Origin of the sequence: Pseudodesulfovibrio sp. 5S69, assembly GCF_037094465.1 — a bacterium.
GTDB classification, from domain to species: Bacteria; Desulfobacterota; Desulfovibrionia; order Desulfovibrionales; family Desulfovibrionaceae; genus Pseudodesulfovibrio; species Pseudodesulfovibrio methanolicus.
This window is the reverse complement of the sequence record NZ_CP146609.1, coordinates 3,698,251-3,720,781: the sequence shown is the minus strand read 5'-3', so window position 1 is coordinate 3,720,781 and position 22,531 is coordinate 3,698,251. Positions and strand designations below refer to the sequence as shown.

Annotated in this window: 21 protein-coding genes; 14 read left to right on the top strand and 7 right to left on the bottom strand. The window is 66.6% G+C overall.

Features of this window, described 5'->3' with window-relative positions:
- Positions 1–9: 9 nt before the first annotated feature.
- The 4 genes from V8V93_RS17430 to V8V93_RS17415 are packed head-to-tail and all read right to left on the bottom strand — an operon-like array spanning position 10 to position 4,570.
- Complete coding sequence (locus V8V93_RS17430; protein WP_338667908.1) at positions 10–552, bottom strand: hypothetical protein; 543 nt, start codon at positions 550–552, stop codon at positions 10–12.
- Positions 549–1,250 carry an energy-coupling factor transporter transmembrane component T family protein gene (locus tag V8V93_RS17425; protein WP_338667907.1) on the bottom strand — a complete coding sequence of 234 codons (702 nt, stop codon included), beginning with the start codon at positions 1,248–1,250 and terminating at the stop codon, positions 549–551. Before V8V93_RS17425 ends, V8V93_RS17430 begins: the two co-directional genes overlap by 4 nt.
- Positions 1,234–2,577 carry an ABC transporter ATP-binding protein gene (locus V8V93_RS17420; protein WP_338667906.1) on the bottom strand — a complete coding sequence of 448 codons (1,344 nt, stop codon included), beginning with the start codon at positions 2,575–2,577 and terminating at the stop codon, positions 1,234–1,236. The genes V8V93_RS17425 and V8V93_RS17420 overlap by 17 nt, the downstream gene beginning before the upstream one ends.
- Before the next feature lie 25 nt (positions 2,578–2,602).
- The gene (locus V8V93_RS17415; RefSeq protein ID WP_338667905.1) at positions 2,603–4,570 is read right to left on the bottom strand and encodes a TonB-dependent receptor plug domain-containing protein; all 1,968 of its coding nucleotides are present in this window, start codon (positions 4,568–4,570) and stop codon (positions 2,603–2,605) included.
- Between the two features lie 617 nt (positions 4,571–5,187).
- Between V8V93_RS17415 and V8V93_RS17410 the strand changes: the two genes are divergently transcribed.
- The 3 genes from V8V93_RS17410 (at position 5,188) to V8V93_RS17400 (ending at position 8,428) form a co-directional block, all read left to right on the top strand.
- Positions 5,188–6,423, top strand: a complete 1,236-nt coding sequence (locus V8V93_RS17410) for an NAD(P)-dependent oxidoreductase (RefSeq protein WP_338667904.1) — start codon at positions 5,188–5,190, stop codon at positions 6,421–6,423.
- 181 nt (positions 6,424–6,604) lie between these two features.
- Entirely contained in the window at positions 6,605–6,901 is a 297-nt protein-coding gene (locus tag V8V93_RS17405; RefSeq protein WP_338667903.1) for a hypothetical protein, read from the top strand.
- A 201-nt stretch (positions 6,902–7,102) separates the two neighbouring features.
- Entirely contained in the window at positions 7,103–8,428 is a 1,326-nt protein-coding gene (locus tag V8V93_RS17400) for an amidohydrolase (protein ID WP_338667902.1), read from the top strand.
- A gap of 9 nt (positions 8,429–8,437) precedes the next feature.
- Here V8V93_RS17400 and V8V93_RS17395 read toward each other — a convergent pair whose 3' ends face one another.
- Positions 8,438–8,941 carry an AbrB family transcriptional regulator gene (locus V8V93_RS17395; protein ID WP_338667901.1) on the bottom strand — a complete coding sequence of 168 codons (504 nt, stop codon included), beginning with the start codon at positions 8,939–8,941 and terminating at the stop codon, positions 8,438–8,440.
- Positions 8,942–9,355: 414 nt separating this feature from the next.
- On the opposite strand from V8V93_RS17395, the gene V8V93_RS17390 reads away from it, so the two are divergent.
- The 9 genes from V8V93_RS17390 to V8V93_RS17350 all read left to right on the top strand — a co-directional run bounded on the left by V8V93_RS17390 (position 9,356) and on the right by V8V93_RS17350 (position 18,091).
- Positions 9,356–10,744, top strand: a complete 1,389-nt coding sequence (locus tag V8V93_RS17390; RefSeq protein ID WP_338667900.1) for an ethanolamine ammonia-lyase subunit EutB — start codon at positions 9,356–9,358, stop codon at positions 10,742–10,744.
- Positions 10,728–11,540 carry an ethanolamine ammonia-lyase subunit EutC gene (gene eutC, locus V8V93_RS17385; protein ID WP_338667898.1) on the top strand — a complete coding sequence of 271 codons (813 nt, stop codon included), beginning with the start codon at positions 10,728–10,730 and terminating at the stop codon, positions 11,538–11,540. Before V8V93_RS17390 ends, eutC begins: the two co-directional genes overlap by 17 nt.
- A gap of 121 nt (positions 11,541–11,661) precedes the next feature.
- Positions 11,662–12,720 carry an extracellular solute-binding protein gene (locus V8V93_RS17380; protein ID WP_338667897.1) on the top strand — a complete coding sequence of 353 codons (1,059 nt, stop codon included), beginning with the start codon at positions 11,662–11,664 and terminating at the stop codon, positions 12,718–12,720.
- 84 nt (positions 12,721–12,804) lie between these two features.
- On the top strand, positions 12,805–13,890 hold the full coding sequence (locus tag V8V93_RS17375) for an ABC transporter ATP-binding protein (RefSeq protein ID WP_338667896.1): 1,086 nt from the start codon (positions 12,805–12,807) through the stop codon (positions 13,888–13,890).
- A gap of 4 nt (positions 13,891–13,894) precedes the next feature.
- A complete protein-coding gene (locus tag V8V93_RS17370) occupies positions 13,895–14,749 on the top strand; it encodes an ABC transporter permease (protein WP_338667894.1) in 855 nt (284 codons plus the stop codon).
- Positions 14,746–15,600 carry an ABC transporter permease gene (locus tag V8V93_RS17365; protein WP_338667893.1) on the top strand — a complete coding sequence of 285 codons (855 nt, stop codon included), beginning with the start codon at positions 14,746–14,748 and terminating at the stop codon, positions 15,598–15,600. The genes V8V93_RS17370 and V8V93_RS17365 overlap by 4 nt, the downstream gene beginning before the upstream one ends.
- The gene (locus V8V93_RS17360; protein WP_338667892.1) at positions 15,600–16,442 is read left to right on the top strand and encodes a glycerophosphodiester phosphodiesterase; all 843 of its coding nucleotides are present in this window, start codon (positions 15,600–15,602) and stop codon (positions 16,440–16,442) included. Before V8V93_RS17365 ends, V8V93_RS17360 begins: the two co-directional genes overlap by 1 nt.
- Positions 16,443–16,580: 138 nt before the next feature.
- Positions 16,581–17,540: a serine/threonine protein kinase gene (locus tag V8V93_RS17355; protein ID WP_338667891.1), complete on the top strand. Its 960-nt coding sequence runs from the start codon at positions 16,581–16,583 to the stop codon at positions 17,538–17,540.
- A 62-nt stretch (positions 17,541–17,602) separates the two neighbouring features.
- A complete protein-coding gene (locus tag V8V93_RS17350) occupies positions 17,603–18,091 on the top strand; it encodes a universal stress protein (RefSeq protein WP_338667890.1) in 489 nt (162 codons plus the stop codon).
- A 3-nt stretch (positions 18,092–18,094) separates the two neighbouring features.
- Here V8V93_RS17350 and V8V93_RS17345 read toward each other — a convergent pair whose 3' ends face one another.
- A complete protein-coding gene (locus V8V93_RS17345) occupies positions 18,095–18,811 on the bottom strand; it encodes a DUF599 domain-containing protein (RefSeq protein WP_338670202.1) in 717 nt (238 codons plus the stop codon).
- Between the two features lie 231 nt (positions 18,812–19,042).
- On the opposite strand from V8V93_RS17345, the gene V8V93_RS17340 reads away from it, so the two are divergent.
- Positions 19,043–19,354, top strand: a complete 312-nt coding sequence (locus V8V93_RS17340; protein WP_338667889.1) for a LysE family translocator — start codon at positions 19,043–19,045, stop codon at positions 19,352–19,354.
- Positions 19,355–19,430: 76 nt separating this feature from the next.
- On the opposite strand, the gene V8V93_RS17335 is transcribed toward V8V93_RS17340, so the two are convergent.
- Entirely contained in the window at positions 19,431–19,871 is a 441-nt protein-coding gene (locus tag V8V93_RS17335) for a hypothetical protein (protein WP_338667888.1), read from the bottom strand.
- 520 nt (positions 19,872–20,391) lie between these two features.
- Between V8V93_RS17335 and V8V93_RS17330 the strand changes: the two genes are divergently transcribed.
- Positions 20,392–22,518, top strand: a complete 2,127-nt coding sequence (locus tag V8V93_RS17330) for a SpoIIE family protein phosphatase (RefSeq protein WP_338667887.1) — start codon at positions 20,392–20,394, stop codon at positions 22,516–22,518.
- The last annotated feature ends 13 nt before the right edge of the window (positions 22,519–22,531 follow it).

Genomic DNA, 22,531 nt, shown 5'->3' with positions numbered 1-22,531 from the left:
GCCTCGTGGTTATCGGCCCTGGGGAAGCAGCCCCCTGGCCTTGAGTTTACGGATTATGGGGGCGGCGGCCAGGCCGCCCAGGGCCCCGAACAGGGCCCCGCCGAGGGTCTTGATGAAGGCGTGGGCCATGATGATCGCCGGGTCCATGCCCACCAGCCAGTCCGTGACCGCCACGCCGACGATGCGGGTGGCGGCCGCGACGAATCCGACCAGGGTGCAGAAGAGCAGCGAGCCGCCCATGCCGGGGAAGAGCAGGAAGGCGAGGTCCACGCACAGGGACGGGAACAGGAACTTGAGCAGCAGCAGGGGGCCGCCCTTGCCCATGCCGAGGAGCACCGAAGCCAGCCCGGCGGCCAGCCCGGTGGCTGTGGCCGCGAGCTTCCGCCCGGTGACCGCCCTGGGCAGGATCAGGAAGAAGATGGTGAAGAACATGGCGTGCCCCGGAATGCCCAGGTTCAAGCGGAGCGCCAGTTTGGTGACCAGCAGGAACAGGGCGCAGAAGCCCACGAGCAGCGTGTCGCGCAGGCCGGTGGCGGAGGCTTGGTCGGTCATCGGGTGGACTCCTTTGCGGCGCTTTGGGCCTCCGCGTGGCGTTGTTCTTCGTTCAGGGGCCAGGACGTGCGCCTGCCGCGCATGCTGAACCCCCTGGCCCTGGCGCTGTTGGCGATCTCTGTGGCCAGCTCGACGCTCTGCACCACGGCGGGCAGCGCGATGCAGGACACTGCGTCGGGCCAGTTGCGCGGGTTGAGCAGCTCGCGCGGCAGTACCCGCGCCCCGCGCAGGACCTGGGCCTCGTGGATGATCCGGGCGCGCTCCAGGAGCAGGGGGAAAAAGCGCAGGCAGCAGGAGGCCACGAAGGGCAGGTTGCCCGGCAGGATGCGCTTGAGGATCCGTTCGAAGGCGGCCGGGGGCACCATGCGGATGGTCAGCATGCCGGGCACGAAGACCAGGATCAGGCGCAGGGACACGTCCAAGCCGCCGCGCCATTCCTGCGGCCCGAAGCGCAGGCAGTACAGCCCGGTGACCACCGCGATCTGCCAGAAGCAGGCCATGGCCAGGCGCAGCAGACGGCGCGGGCCGGGTCGAGATATGACGAGCAGCACTCCTTCGACAACGGCCAGGACGGGCATGGACCAGGGGCCGTGCCAGACCACGGCCAGGAGCGAGAGCACCGGGCAGAGGATGAGCATGACCCAGGGGGAGGGTGCGCAGCCCGTGCGTTGCGGGGACGGTTCAGGCCACGGGTTCAAGGCGCCCTCCGACGATCCGCAGCTCGCGGGTGTAGAAATTGTGAAAGCGCAGGGACGAGGCGGGATTGTGGCCGGTGACCAGCACGGCCATGCCCCGCTCGGCGCGCTCCCGGTCCAGCAGTCCGTGGATACGCTCCCTGGCGTCCCTGTCCAGCCCGGCGAACGGGTCGTCGAGGATGAGCAGGTCCGGCTCCTGGGTCAGGCAGGCCCCGAGCGCGGTCAGCCGCTGCTGGCCGTAGCTGAGCAGGAACGGGGCGTGGCCCAGGAGGTGCTCGATGCCCAGCTCCTCGGCCACGTGCCGGGCCCGGCCCTCGTGGTCGGAAAGTCCCTTGCGCCGGGCCGCGAAGGCCAGTTCCCGCAGGACCGTGTCTTCGAAGAGCTGGCCGGACGGGCTCTGCAGCACCAGCCCCACCCGGCCGCGCAGCCGCGCCGGGGCCACGGGCTCGCCGAACAGGGCCACGCGGCCCGAGTCCGGGGGCAGGAACCCGGCCATGATTCGGGTCAGGGTGGACTTGCCGCTGCCGTTGCCGCCCTCGACGTGGACGGCCTCGCCCGGCCGGATGGCCAGGTCGAGGCCGGAAAAGACCTGGTTGGTCCCCCGCCGGACGTGCAGCCCCCGGATGTCCAGCAGCGGCGGGGCCGAGGACTCGGGCGGCCGGTCCGCAGCCCGGCCCGGCTTGGCGGGAGACGGGGGCGGAACGGACGGCCGCAGCTCGCCGCCCTCTATCCGCCACCAGTGGGTGATGCGTTCGGCCAAAGGTTCGGGACGGTGCTCGCACAGGAGCACACCGCCGCCCCGCTCAAGGGTGGCGTCGATGACCCCGGCCACGGCGCGGCAGCCGTCCGGGTCGAGCTGGGCGCACGGCTCGTCGAGCAGGAGCAGGCCCGGCTCGGCGACCAGCGCTCCGGCCAGGACGAGGCGGTACTGGCGGCCCATGGACAGGCTCGCGGTGGGGGTGTGGGTGGGCACGGGCAGGTCCGCCTCGGCCAGGGCGCGGGCGACCCGGTCGGGCATGGTCTCCGGGGGAACGCCCGCGTTCTCCAGGGCGAAGGCGGTCTCCGGCCCCACGTGGTCGAAGAGGATCTGGGTGCCCGGATTCTGGAAGACCGCGCCGGGGCGCGCGGGCCGTTCGATGGCGCCGTCGAGAACGTCGGGCGGGAGCAGCCCGGCCACGGCCAGCAAGAGGCTGGACTTCCCGCTCCCGGTGGGGCCGACGATGCAGTGGCATTCGCCGGGCCCCACCGTGAGGCGGACGCCGGAGAGAACCGGCGGCGCCTGGTCGTTGAACCGTATGCTCAGTTCGTTCAGACGCAGGTGTGCCGACATACTCTCCGGAACGCTCCGTGTCCGGTTAGAAGGTGTAGTCCAATCCCGTGTACACGACGCGGCCGGGCCGCGCGAAGCCGTAGGATTCGGCGTAGTCCACATCCAGCAGGTTGTCCGCGCCGACGTAGGCGGACAGCGTGTCCGTAAAGGCCTGGCTGATCTTGACGTCGATCAGGCCGTAGTCGGGCATGCGCTTGCTGTTGCCGCCGTCCAGGGCGTACTGGTCCGAGAAGAACCGCCACCCGGCGTATACCTTGGTCTTGGTGGGCGCGATCCAGGTGCCCTGCGCGGTGATCTTGTGGCGCGGACGGTACTGCAGCCGGTCGGTGGCGGCATTGCGCGAGAGGTTCTGGCTGTCCAGGTAGGTGTAGCCCAACTGGGTGGTCAGCCCCTCCATGATCCGGCTGGACAGGGTGGTCTCGAAGCCCTGGAAGCGGTACTTGTCGTTGTTTTCGTAAACGTCGCCGACCTTCTCGATGTAGTTCTCCGCATCGTTTCTGAACACGGTGAAGTCCAGTGTGGAGGCCAGGGGCAGGGCCTGGGAGATGCCCATCTCGTAAAGCCAGTCCACTTCGTTGACCAGGTCGGAGTTGCCCGCGACGGAGTCATACAGGTTCTGGATCGAGGGGTTGCGGATCTTGCGCGCCTGGGACGCCTTGAGGGTGGTGCCCTCGAAGAGCTGGTAGTTGGCCGCCAGCACGTAGGAGTAGGTGTCCGAGCGCTTGTCGCTGCGGGCCTGTCCGTTCAGGCTGAGGCCCAGGGAGATTCCCAGTTTGCCGAACAGGGTCAGGTCGTCCTGCAGGGCGGCGGTGTAGTTGCTCAGGGTTTCGTTGCTGTCGAGTTCCGCCGAGGATGTGTTGTTGGGCCGGGTGAAGCCGTTTTCGCTCCAGTTCTGCCGTTCGCCGATCAGGCCGAGCACGAGGCGTCCAAAGGTGTCCGTGTTGTAGCCCCATTGGTTGTTCAGGCCCACGGTGGTCGAGGTGGACTTGCTGTGATAGGAATTCTTCCTGGTCTGGGTCGAGTAGTTGGCGTAGTCGTAGCGCGAGGTCTCGTTGTACTCCCGGCTGGCGTAGACCATCAGCCGGGTGTCCACGGTGCTGTTGAACGTATGGTTCATGGCCAGTTGCATGTCCGCGCCGCTGTAGTCCAGCACCTTCTCATACTTGGGGTTCTTGGCGAACGGGTCGCTGGCGTTGCGCAGGGTGGACGGCGGCTTGCCGTATTCGCCCTCGAACAGGTTGAAGACCGCGCCGAAGTTGGTGTCGTCGCTCGACTGGTAGGTCAGGTTGGCCAGGATGTTGGCGTGCTTGCGGTAGCTGTTCTTGCGCTCGTCGGAGTCCTGGTCGTCGGTCTTGTCGAAGTCCGAGGACACGGGGTAGTTGTTTCGCGTCAAGTAGCTGGCGCCGGCGAAGTAGTCCAGTTTGCCGTCGCCGCCCGCGATGGTCGACTGCGCCTTGTAGAGATCCCCCTGACCGGCCAGGACGCCGGCCGTTCCCTTAAAATCCTTGGTACCCTTCTTGGTGATGATGTCTATGACGCCCGCGTTGCCGTCGTTTCCGTAGAGCACCGAAGAGGCGCCGCGGGTGATCTTGATGCGGGCGATGTTCTCCACCGGGATGGCGTCGGGATCGAACTGGCCGTCCAGCACGGACTGGAACGGGATGCCGTTGAGCAGCAGCTTGACATTCCGGGTGCGCATGCCGCGGATGTCGATGCGGCAGGTGCCGTCCGCAGCGGTGCGGGTGGTCACGCCGGGCACCATCTTGAAGGCGTCGGCCAGGGTCAGAGCCCCGGCGTCCTTCAGTTCCTGGGCGGTGATCTCCGTCACCGTGAGCGACTTTTGCAGGGTGCTGGACGAGTCGCTGACAACGACTTCACCGAGGGTGTACTCGGCCTGGTCATTGGTTTTGCCGCCTTCGTCCTGGGCGAGGGCGGGCGTGATGAAGAGTGTGGTGAGCAATCCGATGAACAGCAGCAGGCGAGAGCATTTCATTACCGTTTTCCTCTTGAGCGTGGGCAGACCGGTCGCGTGTCCGGGACATCCGTGCCGTCCCCCCAGGACGGCGCGGAACGCGGCGGTGCAGATACCAGCAGCAGCGTTTCCAACAGTGGGGAATTATGTGAGATCCCAGACAGACGGTTCTATTATTATGCTCGATGTAACATGTCAATAAACATTGGAGTGCATAATGGTTCGGCACCGTTGCGGGAGCCGGTCGGGACCGGGATTTCCATGGCCGGGTTGTGCGGATCGGGCGGCCTCCTTGCCGGTGTCGGGGTTTTGTCGAACGAACCCGTCCAAGCAATTCCGGGGCCAGCGGCGCGCCATTGCGGTTGTAGTGGGTAATTTTGTCTCGGTGTAGGGGGAAAGACTGTTAATCAAGGTTGTTATATAGTCGAATTCTCGCCCGCGGGCGAGCCGGGCGCCCGCTCCAGGCCGGGATGCATGCCGCCGGGTGTGATCATATGACCCAATCCAGGTGATGTGCCGGGTCGGAATGATCCACTTCCACAGCCTCCGCCGGGGAATTGCACGTCGGCCGCACATGCTGTAGGAGCATCCTTCTGTCCGGTTCGAAGAGCCGCATCGACAACCAACAAGGAAAGTACATGGGCAAGCATATAATCGAAGAGGCGTCCCGCTGCCTGCAATGCAAGAAACCGCTGTGCAGCAAGGGCTGCCCCGTGTCGACCCCGGCCAACCTGATGGTCGAGGCCCTGCTCGAAGGCGACATGCGCAAGGCGGGCGCCTTGCTGTTCGAGAACAACCCGCTGACCTCGGTCTGTTCGCTGATCTGTCCGCACGAGCACTTTTGCGAGGGGCACTGCGTCCTGGGCAGGAAGAGCGCGCCGGTCCAGGTCAGCAGCATCGAGCAGTATATTTCCCGCTACTACCTGGAGCAGTTCCAGCCCGAGCGGCCGACGAACGGCAACAACGCCAAGCGGATCGCCATCGTCGGTTCCGGCCCGGCCGGGATCACCGTGGCCTTCATCCTGGCGCGGCAGGGGTTCGACGTGACCCTGTTCGAGTCCAAGGAGAAGATCGGCGGGGTGCTCCAATACGGCATCCCGGACTTCCGCCTGCCCAAGGACATCCTGGAGAAGCTCAAGGAGAAGCTCTTGGGATTGGGCGTGAAGATCCGCCCCAACACGCTCATCGGGCCGGTCATCGGCATCGACGACCTGTTCCGGGACGAGTACAGGGCGATCTTCATCGGCACCGGCGTGTGGAACCCCCGGCCGCTCCGGCTCAAGGGCGAGACCCTGGGCCACGTGCACTACGCCATCCACTACCTCAAGAACCCCTCGGTCTACAGCCTGGGCCAGAAGGTCGCGGTCATCGGCGCGGGCAACGTGGCCATGGACGTGGCCCGGACCGCCCTGCGCAAGGGGGCCCGCGACGTCACCGTACTTTACCGCCGGGGCGAGGACGACATGAGCGCCACCAAGTACGAGTACGAGTACGCCAAGGTCGACGGGGTCCGCTTCCGGTTCTACACCTCCCCCGAGGAGATCAACGACGACGGCGTGGTCTGCGTGGAGACGGAGGTGCAGGAGGGCGACGACGGCCGGATGCGCGTGGTCCCGGTGGAGGGCTCGGAGTTCCTGTTCGAGGCCGACTCGATCTTCATCGCGGTCAGCCAGGCGCCGCGTTCCAACCTGGTCGGCCTGGAGGTGGGCAAGACCGGCCTGATCATCACCGACGAGGACGGCCGGACCACCCGCGAGGGCGTGTTCGCCTCGGGCGACGTGGTCACCGGCGCCAAGACCGTGGCCGAGGCCGTTTCCCGGTCCAAGCGCTCGGCCCGGGCCATCATGGACTACGTGGCCGGCCTGGACGACTGATCCCGGCATCGTGTGCCGCGGCGCGAACGGGCGCGGATTTCGTGTGAAGACGTGCCACCCGGCGGCGGCCGGTCCCCCGGCCGGGGCATGAAAAGAATTTTCTTGCGGGGCTTGCCTCCTGCGGGGATTGAATACATATTATGCACAGAGGGATATAACCAAGCCCCAAAGGAGCGACACCATGTGCAAGGACTGCGGTTGCAATCTCGGCAAGGACAAGGTGGCCCACAAGCACGCCCACGGCGACAAGGGGAAGCACGAGCACGAGCATGAGCACGAACACTCCCACGTGCACGAGCATACCCACGAGGACGGCACCACCCATACCCACGAACACTGCCACGTGCACAGCCACGGGCACAGCCACGAGCATGAGCACGGGACCGAGGGCGAGCACAAGCACGGCCACGGCGCGCACAGCCACGACGTGGACCATGCCCACGACGGCGGCGGAGACCACGGCCACAGCCACGACTAGGCGGGTGGCCGGGCGTCGGCCCGGCGCGAACGAATCTACTCGGCCCGAGGGCCGGACGGCAAAGGCCCGGAAGGCATCCCTTCCGGGCCTTTTCGCATGGGCGGCGGCAGGCTCGGGCGGGGAGGGCGCGAACGCGGGTTCCCCTTTGCATTTGGCCGCCTGATGGGCCAGAACAGGGGGACGAACGAACGGAGGGGCGACATGACAGAGGATATCGAACGGCTGGCGGCGGCATTGGAAGAGGGGCTCATCAAACGGCGGCGCGACCTGCACCGCCACCCCGAGGCCGCCTGGACCGAGTTCCGGACCGCCTCGATCGTGGCGGCCGGGCTTACGGCCGCCGGATACGAGGTCCGCCTCGGAGAGGACGCGGTCCGCCGCGAGTCCATGCTCGGCGTGCCTCCGGAAGAGGACCTCGCGGCCCACATGGCGCGCGCCGTGGCCCAGGGCGGCGCCCCGGACCTGATAGAGCGCATGCGCGGCGGCCTGACCGGGGTGGTCGGGGAGCTTCGTCGCGGCGACGGCCCGGTGGTGGCCCTGCGCTTCGACATGGACGCCAACGACCTGGACGAAGCCCGCGACCGAGAGCATCGGCCCATGCGCGAGGGGTTCGCGTCGATCAATCCCGGTGTGATGCATGCCTGCGGCCACGACGGGCACGTCGCCGTCGGCTTGGGCGTGGCCGAGCTCCTGGCCCGGCTCGGGGCCCGGCTGCGGGGCACGGTCCGGCTGATCTTTCAGCCCGGCGAGGAGGGCGTGCGCGGGGCCGGGCCCATGGTCGACGCCGGCGTGCTCGCAGGGGTGGACTATCTTCTGGGCGGCCACATCGGGTTCCGCGCGCCGAAGACCGGGCAACTGGTTTGCGGCACGGGCGGGTTCCTGGCCACCACCAAGTTCGACGTCGCCTTCACCGGGCTGGCGGCCCACGCCGGAGCGGCCCCGGAACAGGGGCGCAACGCCCTGCTGGCCGCGGCCAACGCGGCCCTGAACCTGCACGCCATCCCCCGCCACGGGCAGGGCGCCTCCAGGGTCACGGTCGGCGTGCTCGACGCGGGGCGGGGGCGCAACGTTATCCCGCCGAACGCGCTTATCAAGGCCGAGACGCGCGGCGAGACCTCCGCGATCAACGACTGCATGTTCGAGCGGGCCGGGGAGGTGGTCGCCGGGGCCGCGCGAATGTACGGCGTGGACGCGGTCCTGACCGAGGTGGGGCACAGCGTGAGCGGGGAGAGCGATCCCGGACTGGCGGCGCGGGTCCGGCGGGTGGCCGAGACCATGGACTTTTTCGCTCCCGCCGGGATCATCGACCGCATGGACCTGCGCGGCAGCGAGGATTTCGCCCTGATGCTGGCCGAGGTCCAGGGGCGGGGCGGGCTCGGCGCCTACCTCATGCTCGGCAGCAACCTGGCCGCCGGGCACCACAACGCCCGCTTCGACTTCGACGAGCGCTGCCTGGCGCCGGGCGCGGCCCTGTTCGCCGCTTGCGTCCTGGACCTCATGGAACGGCCCGTGGAATCCGGCGTCTAGCCGGGCCCGCTACAGCAGGGCGCGGCACAGCCGCATGAGGGCCGGGGCGAGGAGGATGACCAGGACCACGCGGATGACGTGGAAGGTCAGCACCAGGAAGATGTCCACGTTGAGGCCGCCCGCCATGCCGGTCATGGCGGTCATGGCTCCCGGACTGGTGCTGATGAACGCGGTCACCAGGTCGATGCCCCAGAATTTGGAGAAGACGACGGCCAGGAATCCGCCCAGGAGGATGAGCAGCAGGGCCGAGGTCAGGATGGGCACGAGGTAGTGCTTCAGCTCCGGCAGGATGGCCGGGGTGAAGCTCATGCCCACGGTGGCCCCCACGGCGACCTCGATGAGAAAGGGCCAGTTGCCCGGCAGCTCCAGGTTGAGGGACGAGAGGGTCTTCAGGGCGATGACCGCGAGCATGGAGCCGATGATGACGCCGCCGGGGATGTTCAGGCGGCCGACGAGCAGGCCGCCCAGAAGGGCCGCCCCGAGGATGAGCGGCAGTTGCGTGAGTTGTTGCACTGTTCATGTACCGAAAGCGGTGACCGGGTCGCTGGTTGTTTCGCCTGGGGCAGTGGTCTTGTTGTTCTGGGGTCGCGCCGTGGCGCGGGAGCATGCAATCTAAGCCCTGCGGGCCGGATTTGCAATCCGCTCCCGCGCCGCGCAACCTGCCGGATTTGCACAATATGGGACAATCGGCGCGTCCTGTTCGACAATGTTGTCGCGGCACGGCGGGCGCGCCCTGCGTCCGGCCGCGCGGCCGGTCCGGTCCGGGAAGGCGGCAATTCCCTTGTCTCGGGCGGGTCGGACGGGGTATAGTGGCCTGGATAGGGCCGGGCCTAAGATCATTCCTCAAAGGTGGAATGGTTTTCGCAAATGGTGTCAAAGCCCTTCGCGACTAAAGCCCCTTTCCGACAACCCTGACCCGGTGCCGCCATGTATGCCATCACCATCGACAGCGTGACCCATGAGTATGCGGATCTGCGCACCTTGCTGGCCGCAGCCTCCGCACCCAAATCCGGGGACGAACTGGCCGGGATCGGGGCGCGGTCGGCCCATGAGCGGGCCGTGGCCCAGCTCTGCCTGGCCGAGGTCCCGCTGACCGCCTTTCTGGACGATCTGGTCATCCCCTACGAGGACGACGCCGTGACCCGGCTGATCGTGGACACCCTGGACCGCGAGGCCCTCAAACCCGTGGCCGGGCTGACCGTGGGCGGGTTCCGTGATTGGCTGCTCTCGGCCGAAGCGGACCGGGAGGCGCTCGCGGCCCTGGCTTCGGGCCTCATGCCCGAGATGGCCGCGGCCGTGTCCAAGCTCATGCGTGTCCAGGACCTCATCCACGTGGCCTCCAAGATCCGCGTGGTCACGAGGTTCCGGACCACGGTCGGGCTGCCCGGCACCCTGGCCACGCGGTTGCAGCCCAACCACCCGACCGACGACCCGGCGGGCATCGTGGCCTCGGTCTTCGACGGGCTCATGTACGGCAGCGGCGACGCCTGCATCGGCATCAACCCGGCCTCGGACAGCACGGCCTCGGCCGTCCGGCTCATGGAGCTGCTCGACCGCCTGCGCCGGGAATACGACATCCCCACCCAGTCCTGCGTGCTGACCCACGTAACCAACACCATCGAGGCGGTGGAGCGGGGCGCACCGGTCGATCTGGTCTTCCAGTCCATCGGCGGCACCGAGGGCGTGAACAGGAGCTTCGGCGTGACCCTGGACATCCTGCGCGAAGGACTGGAGGCCGGGCGGTCGCTGAGGCGCGGCACGGTGGGCGACAACGTCATGTATTTCGAGACCGGCCAGGGCTCGGCCCTGTCCGCCGGGGCGCATTGCGGAGTGGACCAGCAGACCCTGGAGGCGCGGGCCTACTGCGTGGCCCGGCACTATGAGCCGTTCCTGCTCAACTCCGTGGTCGGCTTCATCGGGCCGGAGTATCTCTACGACGAGAAGCAGATCGTCCGGGCCGGGCTGGAGGATCACTTCTGCGGCAAGCTGCTCGGCGTGCCCATGGGCCTGGACGTCTGCTACACCAACCATGCCGAGGCGGACCAGGATTCCATGGACACCTTGCTGACTCTGCTCGGTGTGGCCGGGTGCAACTACATCATGGGCGTGCCCGGCGCGGACGACGTCATGCTCAACTACCAGTCCACCTCCTTCCACGACGCCCTGTACCTCCGCCGCCAGCTCGGCCTTTCCCCGGCCCCGGAGTTCGCGGCCTGGCTGGAACGCACCGGCGTGTTCAAGGACGGCGAGCTCAAGGCCCCCAGGCATTCCCTGCACATCCCCGACAAGGAGCGGTTCCGTGGCCTGTCCTCCTGAATCCGTCCGTCCCGCAGACGGCGCGAAGCCCGACGACCTGGTGCGCGAGGACTTCTGGGCCGGGCTGCGCTCCTGGACCGACGCCCGCATCGCGCTCGGCCGGGCCGGGGTCAGCCAGCGCACCCGCGACGTGCTCGCCTTCCAACTGGACCACGCCAGGGCGCGAGACGCGGTGCACCAGGTCCTGGACCGCGAGACCGCCTTCGGAAGCATCGAATTTCTGGAAGTGACGAGCCGGGCCCCGGACAGGGCGGGCTTCCTGCGGCGGCCCGACCTCGGGCGGCTGCTCACCCCGGAGAGCGAGGCGATGCTCGCAGCCCGGGCGGGCAACGGGTTCGACGTGGCCTTCACGGTCTCGGCCGGGCTGTCGTCCACGGCCGTGGAGAGGAATTTCCAGCCCTTCTGGCACGAGTTTGCGCCCGCGTTCGCAAGCCTCGGCCTGAGCGCGGCTCCGCCGTGTTTCGCCGAGCAGGGAAGGGTCGCTCTGGGCGACCGCGTGGCCCTGGCCCTCAAGGCGCGCATGGCCGTGGTCGTCATCGGCGAGCGGCCCGGTTTGAGCTCCCCGGACAGCATGGGCATTTATATGACATACGCCCCGAAATCTGATACGACGGACGAAGCCAGGAATTGCATCTCCAATATCCGGTCCGCGGGGCTCGGATACGCGGAGGCGGTCCGGACCCTGTGCGCGCTGATGCGCGAGGCGTTCAGGCGCTCGGTGTCCGGAGTGGAGCTTAAGGTGGACGACGCCCTGGCCCTGGCGCCCGGGGCCGGGGCCGGGGAGTTGGCGGAGTAGGGGCCATGGCGCAACCTACCCGAGAACGTAATGTATTCGTCACAATGCGTTATTGCGCAACGGACCGGATAAATGTAACAAGCGTTTGAATTTAACCCACTACGTGCAAACGGAGACGATGATGAAACGGATTTTCGTGATCTTCATGCTGGCAATGTTCGCCTTCGCCGGTACGGCGCAGGCCGAGACCCTGAAACTCTTGACCTGGAAGGGATACGCCCCCCAGAAGCTCATCGAGCAGTTCGAGAAGGAGACCGGCATCAAGGTCGAGGTGACCTTCTCCAACAACGAGGAGATGATCGCCAAGCTGCGCGCCACCCGCGGCGCCGGGTTCGACCTGGCCCAGCCCTCCCAGGACCGCATTTCCTCGGTCCAGTCCAAGTTCCACATCTACCAGGCCCTGGACTACTCCAAGATCGACGCCCCCCTGTTCATCCCGTCCATGCTCGAAGCGGTCAAGAAGAACACCCTGGTGGACGGCAAGTCCTACGCCGTGCCGTTTTGCTGGGGCACCTCCGGCCTGATCGTCAACAGCGAGATGGCCCCGGAAGCCGACTCCTTCAAGGCCCTGCTCGACCCCAAGTACAAGGGCCGCGTGAGCTACCGCCTGAAGCGCCCGACCCTGATCGCCATGGGCTTCGCCCTGGGCTATGACCCGTTCGCCCTGTACAGCGACGTCAAGGGCTACCAGGCCATGCTCGACAAGATCGCCGACACCCTGATCAAGGCCAAGCCCATCGTCCAGAACTACTGGGCCAACGGCGACGCGCTGCTCGAATCCATGCGCTCGGGCGAGGTCTACGTGGCCATGGCCTGGGATGCGGGCGGATGGAAGCTGCACGCCGAAAATCCGGCCATCGACTTCAAGGCCCCCAAGGAAGGCGCGCTGGGCTGGATCGACACCTTCGCCATCCCTGCCAAGGCCGAGAACGTGTCCGCCGCCTACAAGTGGATCAACTTCATGATGAAGCCCGAGAACTGCGGCTTCTTCTCCTCGCAGGAGAAGTACGCCACCGCGTCGAAGGACGCCCTCAAGTACACGGACAAGGCCGTGGCGGACAACTTCGCCCGTTCCTTCCCGCAGGCGACCATCGACAACATCAAGTGGTATCCGCCGGTTCCGGCCAAGCTTGAGAGCCTGGAGGGCAAAGTCCTGGACAAGATCAAGGCCGCCAACTAATCTGACCCGGCTTACGACAATTGCACGGGGCGGGGAGCCGGCGAGGCTCCCCGCCTTATTCCGTACTCCAGCAGTTGAGAACCTATGACCAACGATCTTTCCGTACGAGCCCTGGTAAAGCGTTTCGGCGATTTCACCGCGGTTGACGATGTGACCTTCGACGTCCCAGACGGGTCCTTTTTTTCCATCCTCGGCCCGTCCGGGTGCGGCAAGACCACGCTCTTGCGCATGGTCGCCGGGTTCGAGACCCCGACCTCCGGGGCCATCGAGATACGCGGCCGCGACATGCTCGGCGTGCCGCCCAACCAGCGGCCCGTGAACCTCGTGTTCCAGCATCTGGCCCTGTTTCCCATGATGGACGTGACCGAGAACGTGGCCTTCGGCCTGAAGCGCCGCGGCACGGCAGGGGCCGAGATCAGTAAGAAAGTCGAGGCCATCCTGGAGCGGGTGGGACTGCCCGGCTTCGGGGCGAAACGGATCGACCAGCTGTCCGGCGGGCAGAAGCAGCGCGTGGCCATCGCCCGCTGCCTGGTCCTGGAACCCTCGGTGCTCCTCCTGGACGAGCCGCTCGGCGCGCTCGACCTGAAGCTGCGCGAGCAGATGAAGGTCGAGCTCAAGAAGCTTCAGGCCAAGGTGGGCACGACCTTCATCTACATCACCCACGACCAGTCCGAGGCCCTGGTCATGTCCGACCACGTGGCCGTCATGAACAGGGGCCGGTTCGAGCAGGTGGGCACGCCCCAGGAGCTCTACGGCCAGCCCGAGACCCCGTTCGTGGCCGAGTTCGTCGGCGACAACAACCGCTGGCGCGGGTCCATCACCCAGACCCTGGAGGGCGGCGAGGTGCTCCTGTCGACCGACGAGGGCTATTCCTTCCGCACCCGGGCGCACAGCTCCTGCGCGGGCGGCAAGCGGGTGGATCTCTTCCTGCGGCCCGAGGCCATGCGCATCGAGCCCAGGGAAAGCGAGGGGCTGAACACCTTCGACGTGACCGTCAAGTCCATCCTCTTCGACGGGGCCAACAGCCGCCTGCTCACGGTCACCAAAGAGGACCGCGAGCTGATCGTCACCCTGCCCCAGAACCGCAAGTTCGACCACATCCGGCCCGGCGACCACATCCGCGTGGGCTGGCACCCGGAGTCCGGCATCTGCTTCCGGGCGGAGGACTAGCGCCGTGCCCCGTTCGCGACTCGCCTTCTGGATCTTCCTGGCCCCTGTGCTGATGTGGCTCCTGTTGCTCATCGTCCTGCCCCACCTCGACCTGCTGACCATGAGCTTCCGGGGGGAGAACGACTACGGCGACATGGTTTGGACCACACGGAACTACCTGAATTTCTTTACTGAGCCCATCTACTGGTTGACCTTCGTGCGCACCGCGCTCTACGCGGTCATCACCACGGCCATCACCTTTGTCCTGGCCATGCCCGTGGCCTTCTACATCTCCAAGCTCGCCCGGCACCGGATGCAAGGGGCGTTGATGATCCTCATCCTGCTGCCGTTCTGGGTCAGCGAGCTGGTGCGCATCTACGGCTGGATGATCCTCCTGCGCGAGTCCGGGGTGCTCAACTTCTTCCTGGTCAAGCTCGGCATCCTGCACAGGCCGGTGGAGATGCTCTACAACGACGCGACCATGATCATGGGACTGGTCTACACCTCCATGCTCTTCATGGTCGTGCCCCTGGTCTCGGTCATGGACAGCCTGGACGACAGCCTGATCGAGGCGGCCCACGACCTGGGGGCCGGGAAACTGGCCATCTGGCGGACGATCATCATCCCGCACTGCAAGCCGGGCATCACCTCCGGAGCCATCGTGGTCTTCATGCTCACGCTGGGCAACTACCTGACCCCGAACCTCATGGGCGGCAAGAACTCCCTGTGGTTCACCGAGCAGATCTACAACCAGTTCATCGCCAGCTTCAACTGGAACCAGGGCTCGGCCTTCGGCTTCCTGCTCCTGGTCCTGAGCTCCCTGATCATCTGGGCGGGGCTCAAACTGTCGGGCCAGAAACTCGGGGAGGTGGCCTCATGATCCGTTCCCTGCCGCGCTCCAAGACCTACGACTGGTCCTTCAACGCGTTCATCATCCTCTATTTCGTGTTCCTGTTCGCGCCGCTGGTGGTCACCTGCGTGCTGGCCTTCAACAACTCGGACTTCCCGTCCCTGCCGTGGCAAGGATTCAGCCTGGATTGGTTCCTGGCCGACGGGCCGGACCGGGTCGGCCTGTTCCACGACGCGCAGAACCTGCGTTCCATCCTGACCAGCTTCGAGACCGCCTTCTTCGTGTCCATCCTGAGCGTGGTGGTCGGCACCTGCGCGAGCTTCCTGTTCGAGAAGGAGACCTTCCGCTTCAAGGGGCTGCTGTACATGCTCATGCTTGCCCCGCTGGTCATCCCCGGCGTCATCCTGGGCATCTCCCAGCTGCTCGCGGCCAACACGGCGGGCACCTTCTTCGACGACACCTTCGGCGTGGACATCCCCATCTTCCGGCCGAGCTTCTGGCTGGTGGTGCTCGGCCAGTTCTCGTTCATCACCACCTTCGTCACCCTGGTGGTCTCGGCCCGGCTGCGCAAGTTCGACCCCTCCCTGGAGGAGGCCGCCCTGAACCTCGGGGCCACGCACTTCGGGGTCATCCGGCACGTCACGCTCAAGTTCCTGCGGCCCGCCATCGTCGGGGCCGGGGCCGTGGCCTTCCTGATGAGCTTCGAGAACTTCAACACGACCCTGTTCCTGGTGGGCTCGGAACCGACCCTGCCCATCAACCTCTATCTCCAGGTGCGCGACGGCTCCACCCCGGTCATCAACGCGGTCTCGCTGATGCTCATCGTGGGCACCTCCCTGCTCGCCCTGATCAATTTCTATTTTACCAGGAAGACGGACTGATGTTCTTCGATCATCTGCAAGGCGCGGGCTATGTCTGCGCCCATCGCGGCGCGCGTGCCCTGGCTCCCGAGAACACCATGCTGGCCGCCGAGCTCGGCCTGGTGCAGGGCGCCGACTTCTGGGAGATGGACGTCCAGCGGACCGCCGACGGCGAGTTGGTGGTCATCCACGACGACGACCTGGGCCGGACCACGGACGTCTCGTCCCGTCCCGAGTTCTGCGAGCGCGCGCCCTGGCCCGTCCGCATGTTCACCCTGGAGGAGCTGCGCTCCCTGGACGCCGGGTCGTGGTTCGCCGTGTCCGATCCCTACGGGACCATCGCCCGCGGCGAGGTGCGCAAGTCCGATCTCGGGCGCATGCGCGGCCAGCGTATCCCCACCCTGGAGGAGACCCTGGCCTTCACCCGGCGCAACGATTTCCCCATGAACCTGGAGATCAAGGACTTGGAGTACGCCCCCGGCGACCTGTCCATCGTCTCCCAGGTCCTGCGCAAGATCCGCGAGGCCAAGGCCGAGGACCTGATCCTGGTCTCCTCCTTCAACCACGACTACCTCGCCGAGATGCGCCGTCTGGCCCCGGAAATCCCGGTGGCCGCCCTGGTGGAGGGGACCCATCCCGAGAACATCGAGCAGTACCTCGCCGCGCTCGGCGCGGTGGGCTACCACCCGGACGAGGCCATCCTCGACGAGGAGCTGGTCCGCCGGTTGACCGCAGCGGGCATCCACGTCTCCCCCTACACGGTCAACGACATGGACCGGGCGCAGGCGCTCATCGATGCGGGCTGCTTCGGGATCATCACCGACTTCACCCACACCCTGCGCAGGCGGCTGGCCGCGCGCTGATTTCCCGCCCCTGGGCGCTCCGCTTCGGTCCCAGCGTCCCCGGCCGCCCGCCGGAATCTATACTTGCCATATCCCTTCCGGCCCCATACTCTTTACGAGTAGGGAATTCCCCCGAGAACCGGTCAAGCGAGGTTCGCCATGTCCGAGGAAGTCAGGGGTCTGGTGGAGCGGTACATGCCGGAGTTTCCCGTCCGGCGATGCGGCAGGGTGTTCACGGACACCACCCAGTTCATGGACATCAACCATGGGGACGTCATCGAACTGGGAGGGCTGCACTATCTCGTGCTCAAGGACGAGAGCGAGCGGCGTTTCGGCATGGAGGACCCCAAATACTGGGTCAAGCGCTGCCGCGAACTGGAGACCGGCGAGCGCAAGATCCTCAAGCTGGTCTTCTTCGAGCGCTTCCCCCTCAAGGTCGGCGAGTTCGAGGTCCAGTGCTACCGCAGCCCGAAGAAGGAGTCGCGCATCCTGGACCTGGTGGCCGACGACCCCCGGTTCATGCACGGGGTGACCCGCCCGGACGACCACGAGAACCCGGTGCGCATCCTGGACATCGTCCAGGGCCGGGAGATCGGCAAGTACGTCTATGCGGTCAAGGCCGACCACGAGGCCTATTTCCGCGAGCATTTTCCGTCCGTCCTCGACCACTTCATGGAAGCGTGCGGGGCCATCGCTTTCCTGCACGCCCACGGCGAGAAGCACGGCGACATCCGGCGCGACCACCTGTTCATCGAGTACGGCACCGGCACCTACCGCTGGATCGACTTCGACTACACCTTCGACTTCCACGAGAACCCGTACGGCCTGGACATCTTCGGCCTGGGCAACATCCTCATCTATTGCGCGGGCAAGCAGGTCTGGAACATGGGCAACCTTCGCGAGGGGGGCTTTCCCGACGAGACCCTGGACGGCCTGGACCGGGGGGACCATTCCCTGGTCATCCGCAACCGGGTGGTCAACCTGCGCAAGCTCTTCCCGTACATCCCGGCCGAACTGAACAACGTGTTCATGCATTTTTCGCAACGGACCGAGGTCTTCTACGACACCGTGGAGGAGTTCCTCGACGAGCTGCGGCCGTGCCGCGGGCTCCTCGGGTGAGCCGGGGCCGCGTGATTCCGCGCGGCCCGCGCCGTCAACCGCAGCCCAGAGGGGAGGACGCCATGGATTTCAAGAGAGTGCTCATCGCCGTGGACGGTTCGGAGAATTCGCTGCGCGCCGTACGCTACGCGGCCGCCATCCTCGGCGGCGGCCAGGGGTACGCCGTGCAACTGGTGCACATCGAGCGGCTGCCGGAGCGGGACATGTTCCCGGACGAATCGGCCTGGTCCGGGCAGTGCCGGGAGCATTCGCGGGCCATGCGCGATTTCCTCGAAGAGGCGCGCGGGATGCTGGAGGCGGGCGGGTTGTCCGGCGAGACCATATGCAGCCAGTACATCGACAGCTGCATGGCCCGGCCCGAGGGGGCCGAGGATTGCAGCCACGGCCGGAACATCGCCCTGGAGATCCTGTCCATCGCCGAGGAGGGGGGCTACGGCACCCTGGTCATCGGCCGCCGGGGGGTGTCCAAGGCCGAGGAGTTCCTGTTCGGCAGCGTGTCCAACAAGCTCATCCACCACGCCAAGGACCGGACCGTGTGGGTGGTCTCCTGACCCCTACTTGTGCGGCAACTCGCAGGAGTTCTTGAACAGGGTGCCGAGGTACTCGCTGTTGAGTTGCGGGGTCTTCTCGATTCGGGAGATGAGCGCCAGCAGGGTGACGGTGGCCGCGAGCATGAACAGGGGGCTGAACAGCCAGAAGATCAGCGGCACCAGGAAGTAGTAGGCCCGCATGCCCACGTGGAAGTACCCGCCCGCCTTGTTCAGCTCCATGGCCACGAAGGTGATGGACGCCCCGTAGTTGCCCTCCTCGGGCGGGGTGTTGATCAAAAAGCCCACGTGCATGAACAGCCTGATGGCAAAGGAAAAATTGAAGAACGCGATGAACAGGTTGCCGAGGATGACCAGGAGCTTGAGGGTGATGGTGCTCTCGGCCCTGGAGCCGAAGATGTTCATGGCGTGCCAGGTCTGGCCGAGCTTGTCGGCCTGGCCGGACAGGGTCAGGAGCCCCACGGCCAGGAGGATGGAGGTGGAGGCCAGGAAGGTGGCGGCCATGGTCGAGTTGCGCAGGGTCTGCACGGCCAGGATGTCGTTCTTTTCCTCCATGACGCCGACGACCCAGGCGGTCCGTGCCAGGGTGGTGGCCCCGTAGAGCGAGTACGTGGGGTTGCTTTTGAGCTTGAAACGCATGTACAGGTGATAGAAGGAGAAAATCCCGGCGGACATGACCAGGCAGATGATGTCCAGCAGGTGCGGGGCGAAGAATTCTTGCATTGTCACTAACCCTCCCGAGGTGGATTGTCGCCTCGTTCGGAAGGATAGCCTGTTTGGGCGGTCCCGCCAACCCGCCAAAAGAACAAACTGTCCCGGTCGGTTTCCCGACGGCCGGGGTCGGAATCTGTGCGTTGCTTCGCCGGGGCGCATCCGGTATGGGTGCGCCTTGCCGATGCGGCCGTTCAGGCCCGGTGCGGCCGCCCGCGGCCGAACCCGGGGGGCGACAGCGCCGTGGGCAAACCACGTCGCAGCCTTTTCCTGGAGGCCTTCCTGGTCTCGGCGAGCAATCCCAAGGCCCTGATCTTCCTGTCCGCCTTCCTGCCGCAGTTCCTCGATACCGCGCATCCGGTGCCCGAGCAGTTCACGGTCATGTTCGTGACCATCTGCGCTATCGTGGCCACCGTGCACCTAGGCTATTCGTACCTGATCGCCTCCCCGGGGCACCGCTTCTCATTCAAGGATTTAGGGCGCAGGATCGACAGGCTCACCGGCGGACTGTTCATCACCATGGGCGGGGACATCCTCCTGAGCGACCGCGTCTGACGCGAGCGGTTCGCGCATGCCTTTCCGGGCCCGGAGGGAAACCATCCGGGCCCTCTTTATCGCCCTCGGCGCGGGGCTAAATCCCGGCCCGGATCTCATCGAGCGCGACCCGCATCCGGCCGACGCCCTCCCGGACCATGGGGACGGCCTTGTCCTGGTTCCGGAGGCACTCTCCCATGCCCTGCATGGTGGCGGTCATGGCCTTGTCCAGCCTGCGCAGCGAGCCGGTCATGGTCATGTCTCCGGACAGTTCCGCGTAGGTGCCCACCTTTTGCATGCGCCTGCGCATGTTCGCCATATTGCCGTCCAGGACCTTCAATGCCTCCTGGCACCGGGCCTGGTCCTGCAAATCCTTCACGGCCTGTTCCATCAGGCGCATGCTGTTGTCCATGGCGAGCACGTCCTGGCGCATGGCGATGTATTCGGGCCGCATGCCTTCGTCGTCCATGGCGTATGCCAGGGAGCCGGCCATCAAGGTCATGGTGAAGGCCAGGATGATGGGGTTGACTTTGTTCATGATCGTTCTCCTTCGCGGGTCGGTCCCGCTCGCCGCGCTCGGGCGGTCCCTTTGCGGACCGTTTCGGCGACGCTGATTGTCAGTCTGGCCCTCGGCCCGGGGGGTCGGGAGCCGGGGCCACGGGCACGGGCCGGACAAGGATGCCGGGCATGAATGCGGTGGCGGGTGTCTTCCCGTGGTCTCCCTTGGACTCGTGTTTGCAACAAGGATCGTGCCACGAGCCGCTTTTGCTGCGAATCGGGACGGTTGGCAGACGCACGATTCGATTTTTGGCCGGAAAAGGGGTATATTCCGTGTGCAGCAATACGAAAATTTGCACAACGCTGCACATGTTGTGCAGAGATTCCGTGCCGCGTATTGCACAACAGCCGCCCCTGGCCCGGCGTTTCCGGCCCGGGAGCGGAAATAAATACTGTTCGGCTTCGCCAGAGCCTGTACACTGGATTGGCACGAAGCCGGCCCGCCTTCCCGTCCGTTGTTTCCACGGGCTGGCGGCAGGCACGAAAGACAGGACGGATTAATGCGCATTCGCTCTAAATTGCTTATCTTCTTTCTTCTGGTTTCCCTGGTGCCCCTGCTCCTGGTCTGGGGCGGCGTGCGCCACGACCTGACCGCCATGGGCGAGAACCTGGCCGACCGCAGCGGCAACCTGCTGGTGCGCAAGGCCAGCCGGTCCCTGGAACGGGTGGTGGCCGACCACGCGGCCATCCTGCACCGCGAACGCCAGCTCCTCGAAGTCTCGGCCCGGCTTCTGGCGTCCAAGGTGGAGGGGGCCCTCTCCGGCCACGGGCACGTTCCGCAGGTCGGAAACTACGCCCCGCCCGAGGACCGCCTGGCCGATCTGAAGAGCGATTATTACAGCCTGGACATGTCCGGCGCGCGGCGGCCGCTCACCGTCGACTTCGGCCGGGTGTCCACCTGGTCCGGCGATGCCGACACCCCCCTGGCCCGACTGGCCCCGACCCTGGGCCGGATCAAGGCCGAACACCCCCGCCTGCTCCTGTGGATCGACGTGGCCATGAAGGACGGCGACCGGGTGCGCTACCCCGTGGCCCGCACGAACATGATGGGCGGCGGAATGGGCATGATGGGCAGCGGGCAGGGCATGATGGGCGCCATGGGCTCCACGTCGCAGGACACCGGTTTTCCCTCCGGCCTGACCTGGTCCTCGCCCGAGGTGGACCGCGCCACCGGGCGCATGGTCTTTGCCGTGAGTGCGCCCATACGCGACGTCGGCGGTGCGGTCTCCGGCCGCCTGACCCTGGTGGTGCCCGTGGACGCGGTCCTGCACGAGGAGAGCCGCAACAGCCCGTTCCCGGCGGGCACCGAATCCCTGCTGGTCGCGCCCGAGACCGACCCCGACACCCGCGAGCCGGGCCTTCGGATCGTGGCCCGAGAGCGTTCCGAGCGCACCGAACGAATCGGCATGGGCCACATGTGGGTTCCCGAGGCCGACGCCTGGCTGACCCCGGAGGACTCCGGGCCCCTGAAGGACATGGCCGCGTCCATGCTGGCCGGGAAATCCGGTGTGATCAACATGTCCGGGACCGGCGGCGACGAGCTCTGGGCCTTTGCGCCTATGGACAAGAGCGGCGTTTCCCTGCTGCTCATCGTGCCCGAGGAGGACATCGTCAAGGAGGCCCGGGCCGCACGCGGCTACGTGGCCGCCCAGGTGCGCCTGCACAACGCCAAGATGGGCGCGGTCATCCTCGTCGTGGCCCTTGTCGTGGTGCTCATGGCCTTTTTCCTGTCCAAGCTGTTCACCCGCAATATCCGGGAATTGGCCCGCGCGGTGCACAGCGTTGCCCAGGGCGATTTTTCGGTCCGCGCGCGGATCCGCTCACGCGACGAGGTCGGCCGGCTCGGCCGGGCCTTCAACGCCATGATCCCCGAACTCCAGGACAAGGTGCGCATGCAGAACTCCCTGGAGGTGGCCCAGGAGGTCCAGCTCAGCCTCCTGCCCGGCCGTGACCCGGAGTTCCCCGGCGCGGACATCGCCGGGGCCAGCACCTACTCGGACGAGACCGGCGGGGACTACTACGACTTCATCCCGCGCTCCACCGACCGGGGCGACAGTCTGGTGGTCGCCGTGGGCGACGTCAGCGGCCACGGGGTCCAGGCCGCCCTGACCATGGCCTCGGCCCGCGCCTATCTGCGCAGCCTCCTGTCCGGCGGCGCGCCGCTCGGCGAGGCGGTCCCGGCCGTGAACCGGCTGGTCTTCGAGGACACCGACGGCTCGGGCCGGTTCATGACACTCTTCCTTCTGGAGCTCTTCGAGGACGGAGGCGTGGAATGGGTCCGCGCGGGCCACGACCCGGCGCTGCTCTTCACGCCCGACCGGGAATGCTTCGAGGAGTTGCAGGGCGAGGGGCTGCCTCTGGGCGTCACCCCGGACGCGACCTTCACCGTGGGGCGCCGCGAGGCCGTACCCGGCCAGATCGCGGTTATCGGGACGGACGGCATCTGGGAGGCCGTCTCGCCGGGCGGGGAGATGTTCGGCAAGGGCCGTTTCAAGGCCCTCATCCGCGAACACGCGGGCGAAAACGCCGCCGCCCTGGTCCGGACCGTCAACCAGTCTCTGGCCGTCTTCCGCGCCACCGCCCCCCAACGCGACGACATGACCCTGGCCGTGGTGCGTTGGGTGTGAGGAGGCGGGGGAA

Bases quoted from the DNA above. Each gene is read 5' to 3' on its own strand.
- V8V93_RS17430 (WP_338667908.1), bottom strand. From the start codon at position 552: ATGACCGACCAAGCCTCCGCCACCGGCCTGCGCGACACGCTGCTCGTG.
- V8V93_RS17420 (WP_338667906.1), bottom strand. From the start codon at position 2,577: ATGTCGGCACACCTGCGTCTGAACGAACTGAGCATACGGTTCAACGAC.
- V8V93_RS17415 (WP_338667905.1), bottom strand. From the start codon at position 4,570: ATGAAATGCTCTCGCCTGCTGCTGTTCATCGGATTGCTCACCACACTC.
- V8V93_RS17410 (WP_338667904.1), top strand. From the start codon at position 5,188: ATGGGCAAGCATATAATCGAAGAGGCGTCCCGCTGCCTGCAATGCAAG.
- V8V93_RS17405 (WP_338667903.1), top strand. From the start codon at position 6,605: ATGTGCAAGGACTGCGGTTGCAATCTCGGCAAGGACAAGGTGGCCCAC.
- V8V93_RS17400 (WP_338667902.1), top strand. From the start codon at position 7,103: ATGACAGAGGATATCGAACGGCTGGCGGCGGCATTGGAAGAGGGGCTC.
- V8V93_RS17390 (WP_338667900.1), top strand. From the start codon at position 9,356: ATGTATGCCATCACCATCGACAGCGTGACCCATGAGTATGCGGATCTG.
- V8V93_RS17380 (WP_338667897.1), top strand. From the start codon at position 11,662: ATGAAACGGATTTTCGTGATCTTCATGCTGGCAATGTTCGCCTTCGCC.
- V8V93_RS17375 (WP_338667896.1), top strand. From the start codon at position 12,805: ATGACCAACGATCTTTCCGTACGAGCCCTGGTAAAGCGTTTCGGCGAT.
- V8V93_RS17365 (WP_338667893.1), top strand. From the start codon at position 14,746: ATGATCCGTTCCCTGCCGCGCTCCAAGACCTACGACTGGTCCTTCAAC.
- V8V93_RS17360 (WP_338667892.1), top strand. From the start codon at position 15,600: ATGTTCTTCGATCATCTGCAAGGCGCGGGCTATGTCTGCGCCCATCGC.
- V8V93_RS17355 (WP_338667891.1), top strand. From the start codon at position 16,581: ATGTCCGAGGAAGTCAGGGGTCTGGTGGAGCGGTACATGCCGGAGTTT.
- V8V93_RS17350 (WP_338667890.1), top strand. From the start codon at position 17,603: ATGGATTTCAAGAGAGTGCTCATCGCCGTGGACGGTTCGGAGAATTCG.
- V8V93_RS17345 (WP_338670202.1), bottom strand. From the start codon at position 18,811: ATGCAAGAATTCTTCGCCCCGCACCTGCTGGACATCATCTGCCTGGTC.
- V8V93_RS17335 (WP_338667888.1), bottom strand. From the start codon at position 19,871: ATGAACAAAGTCAACCCCATCATCCTGGCCTTCACCATGACCTTGATG.
- V8V93_RS17330 (WP_338667887.1), top strand. From the start codon at position 20,392: ATGCGCATTCGCTCTAAATTGCTTATCTTCTTTCTTCTGGTTTCCCTG.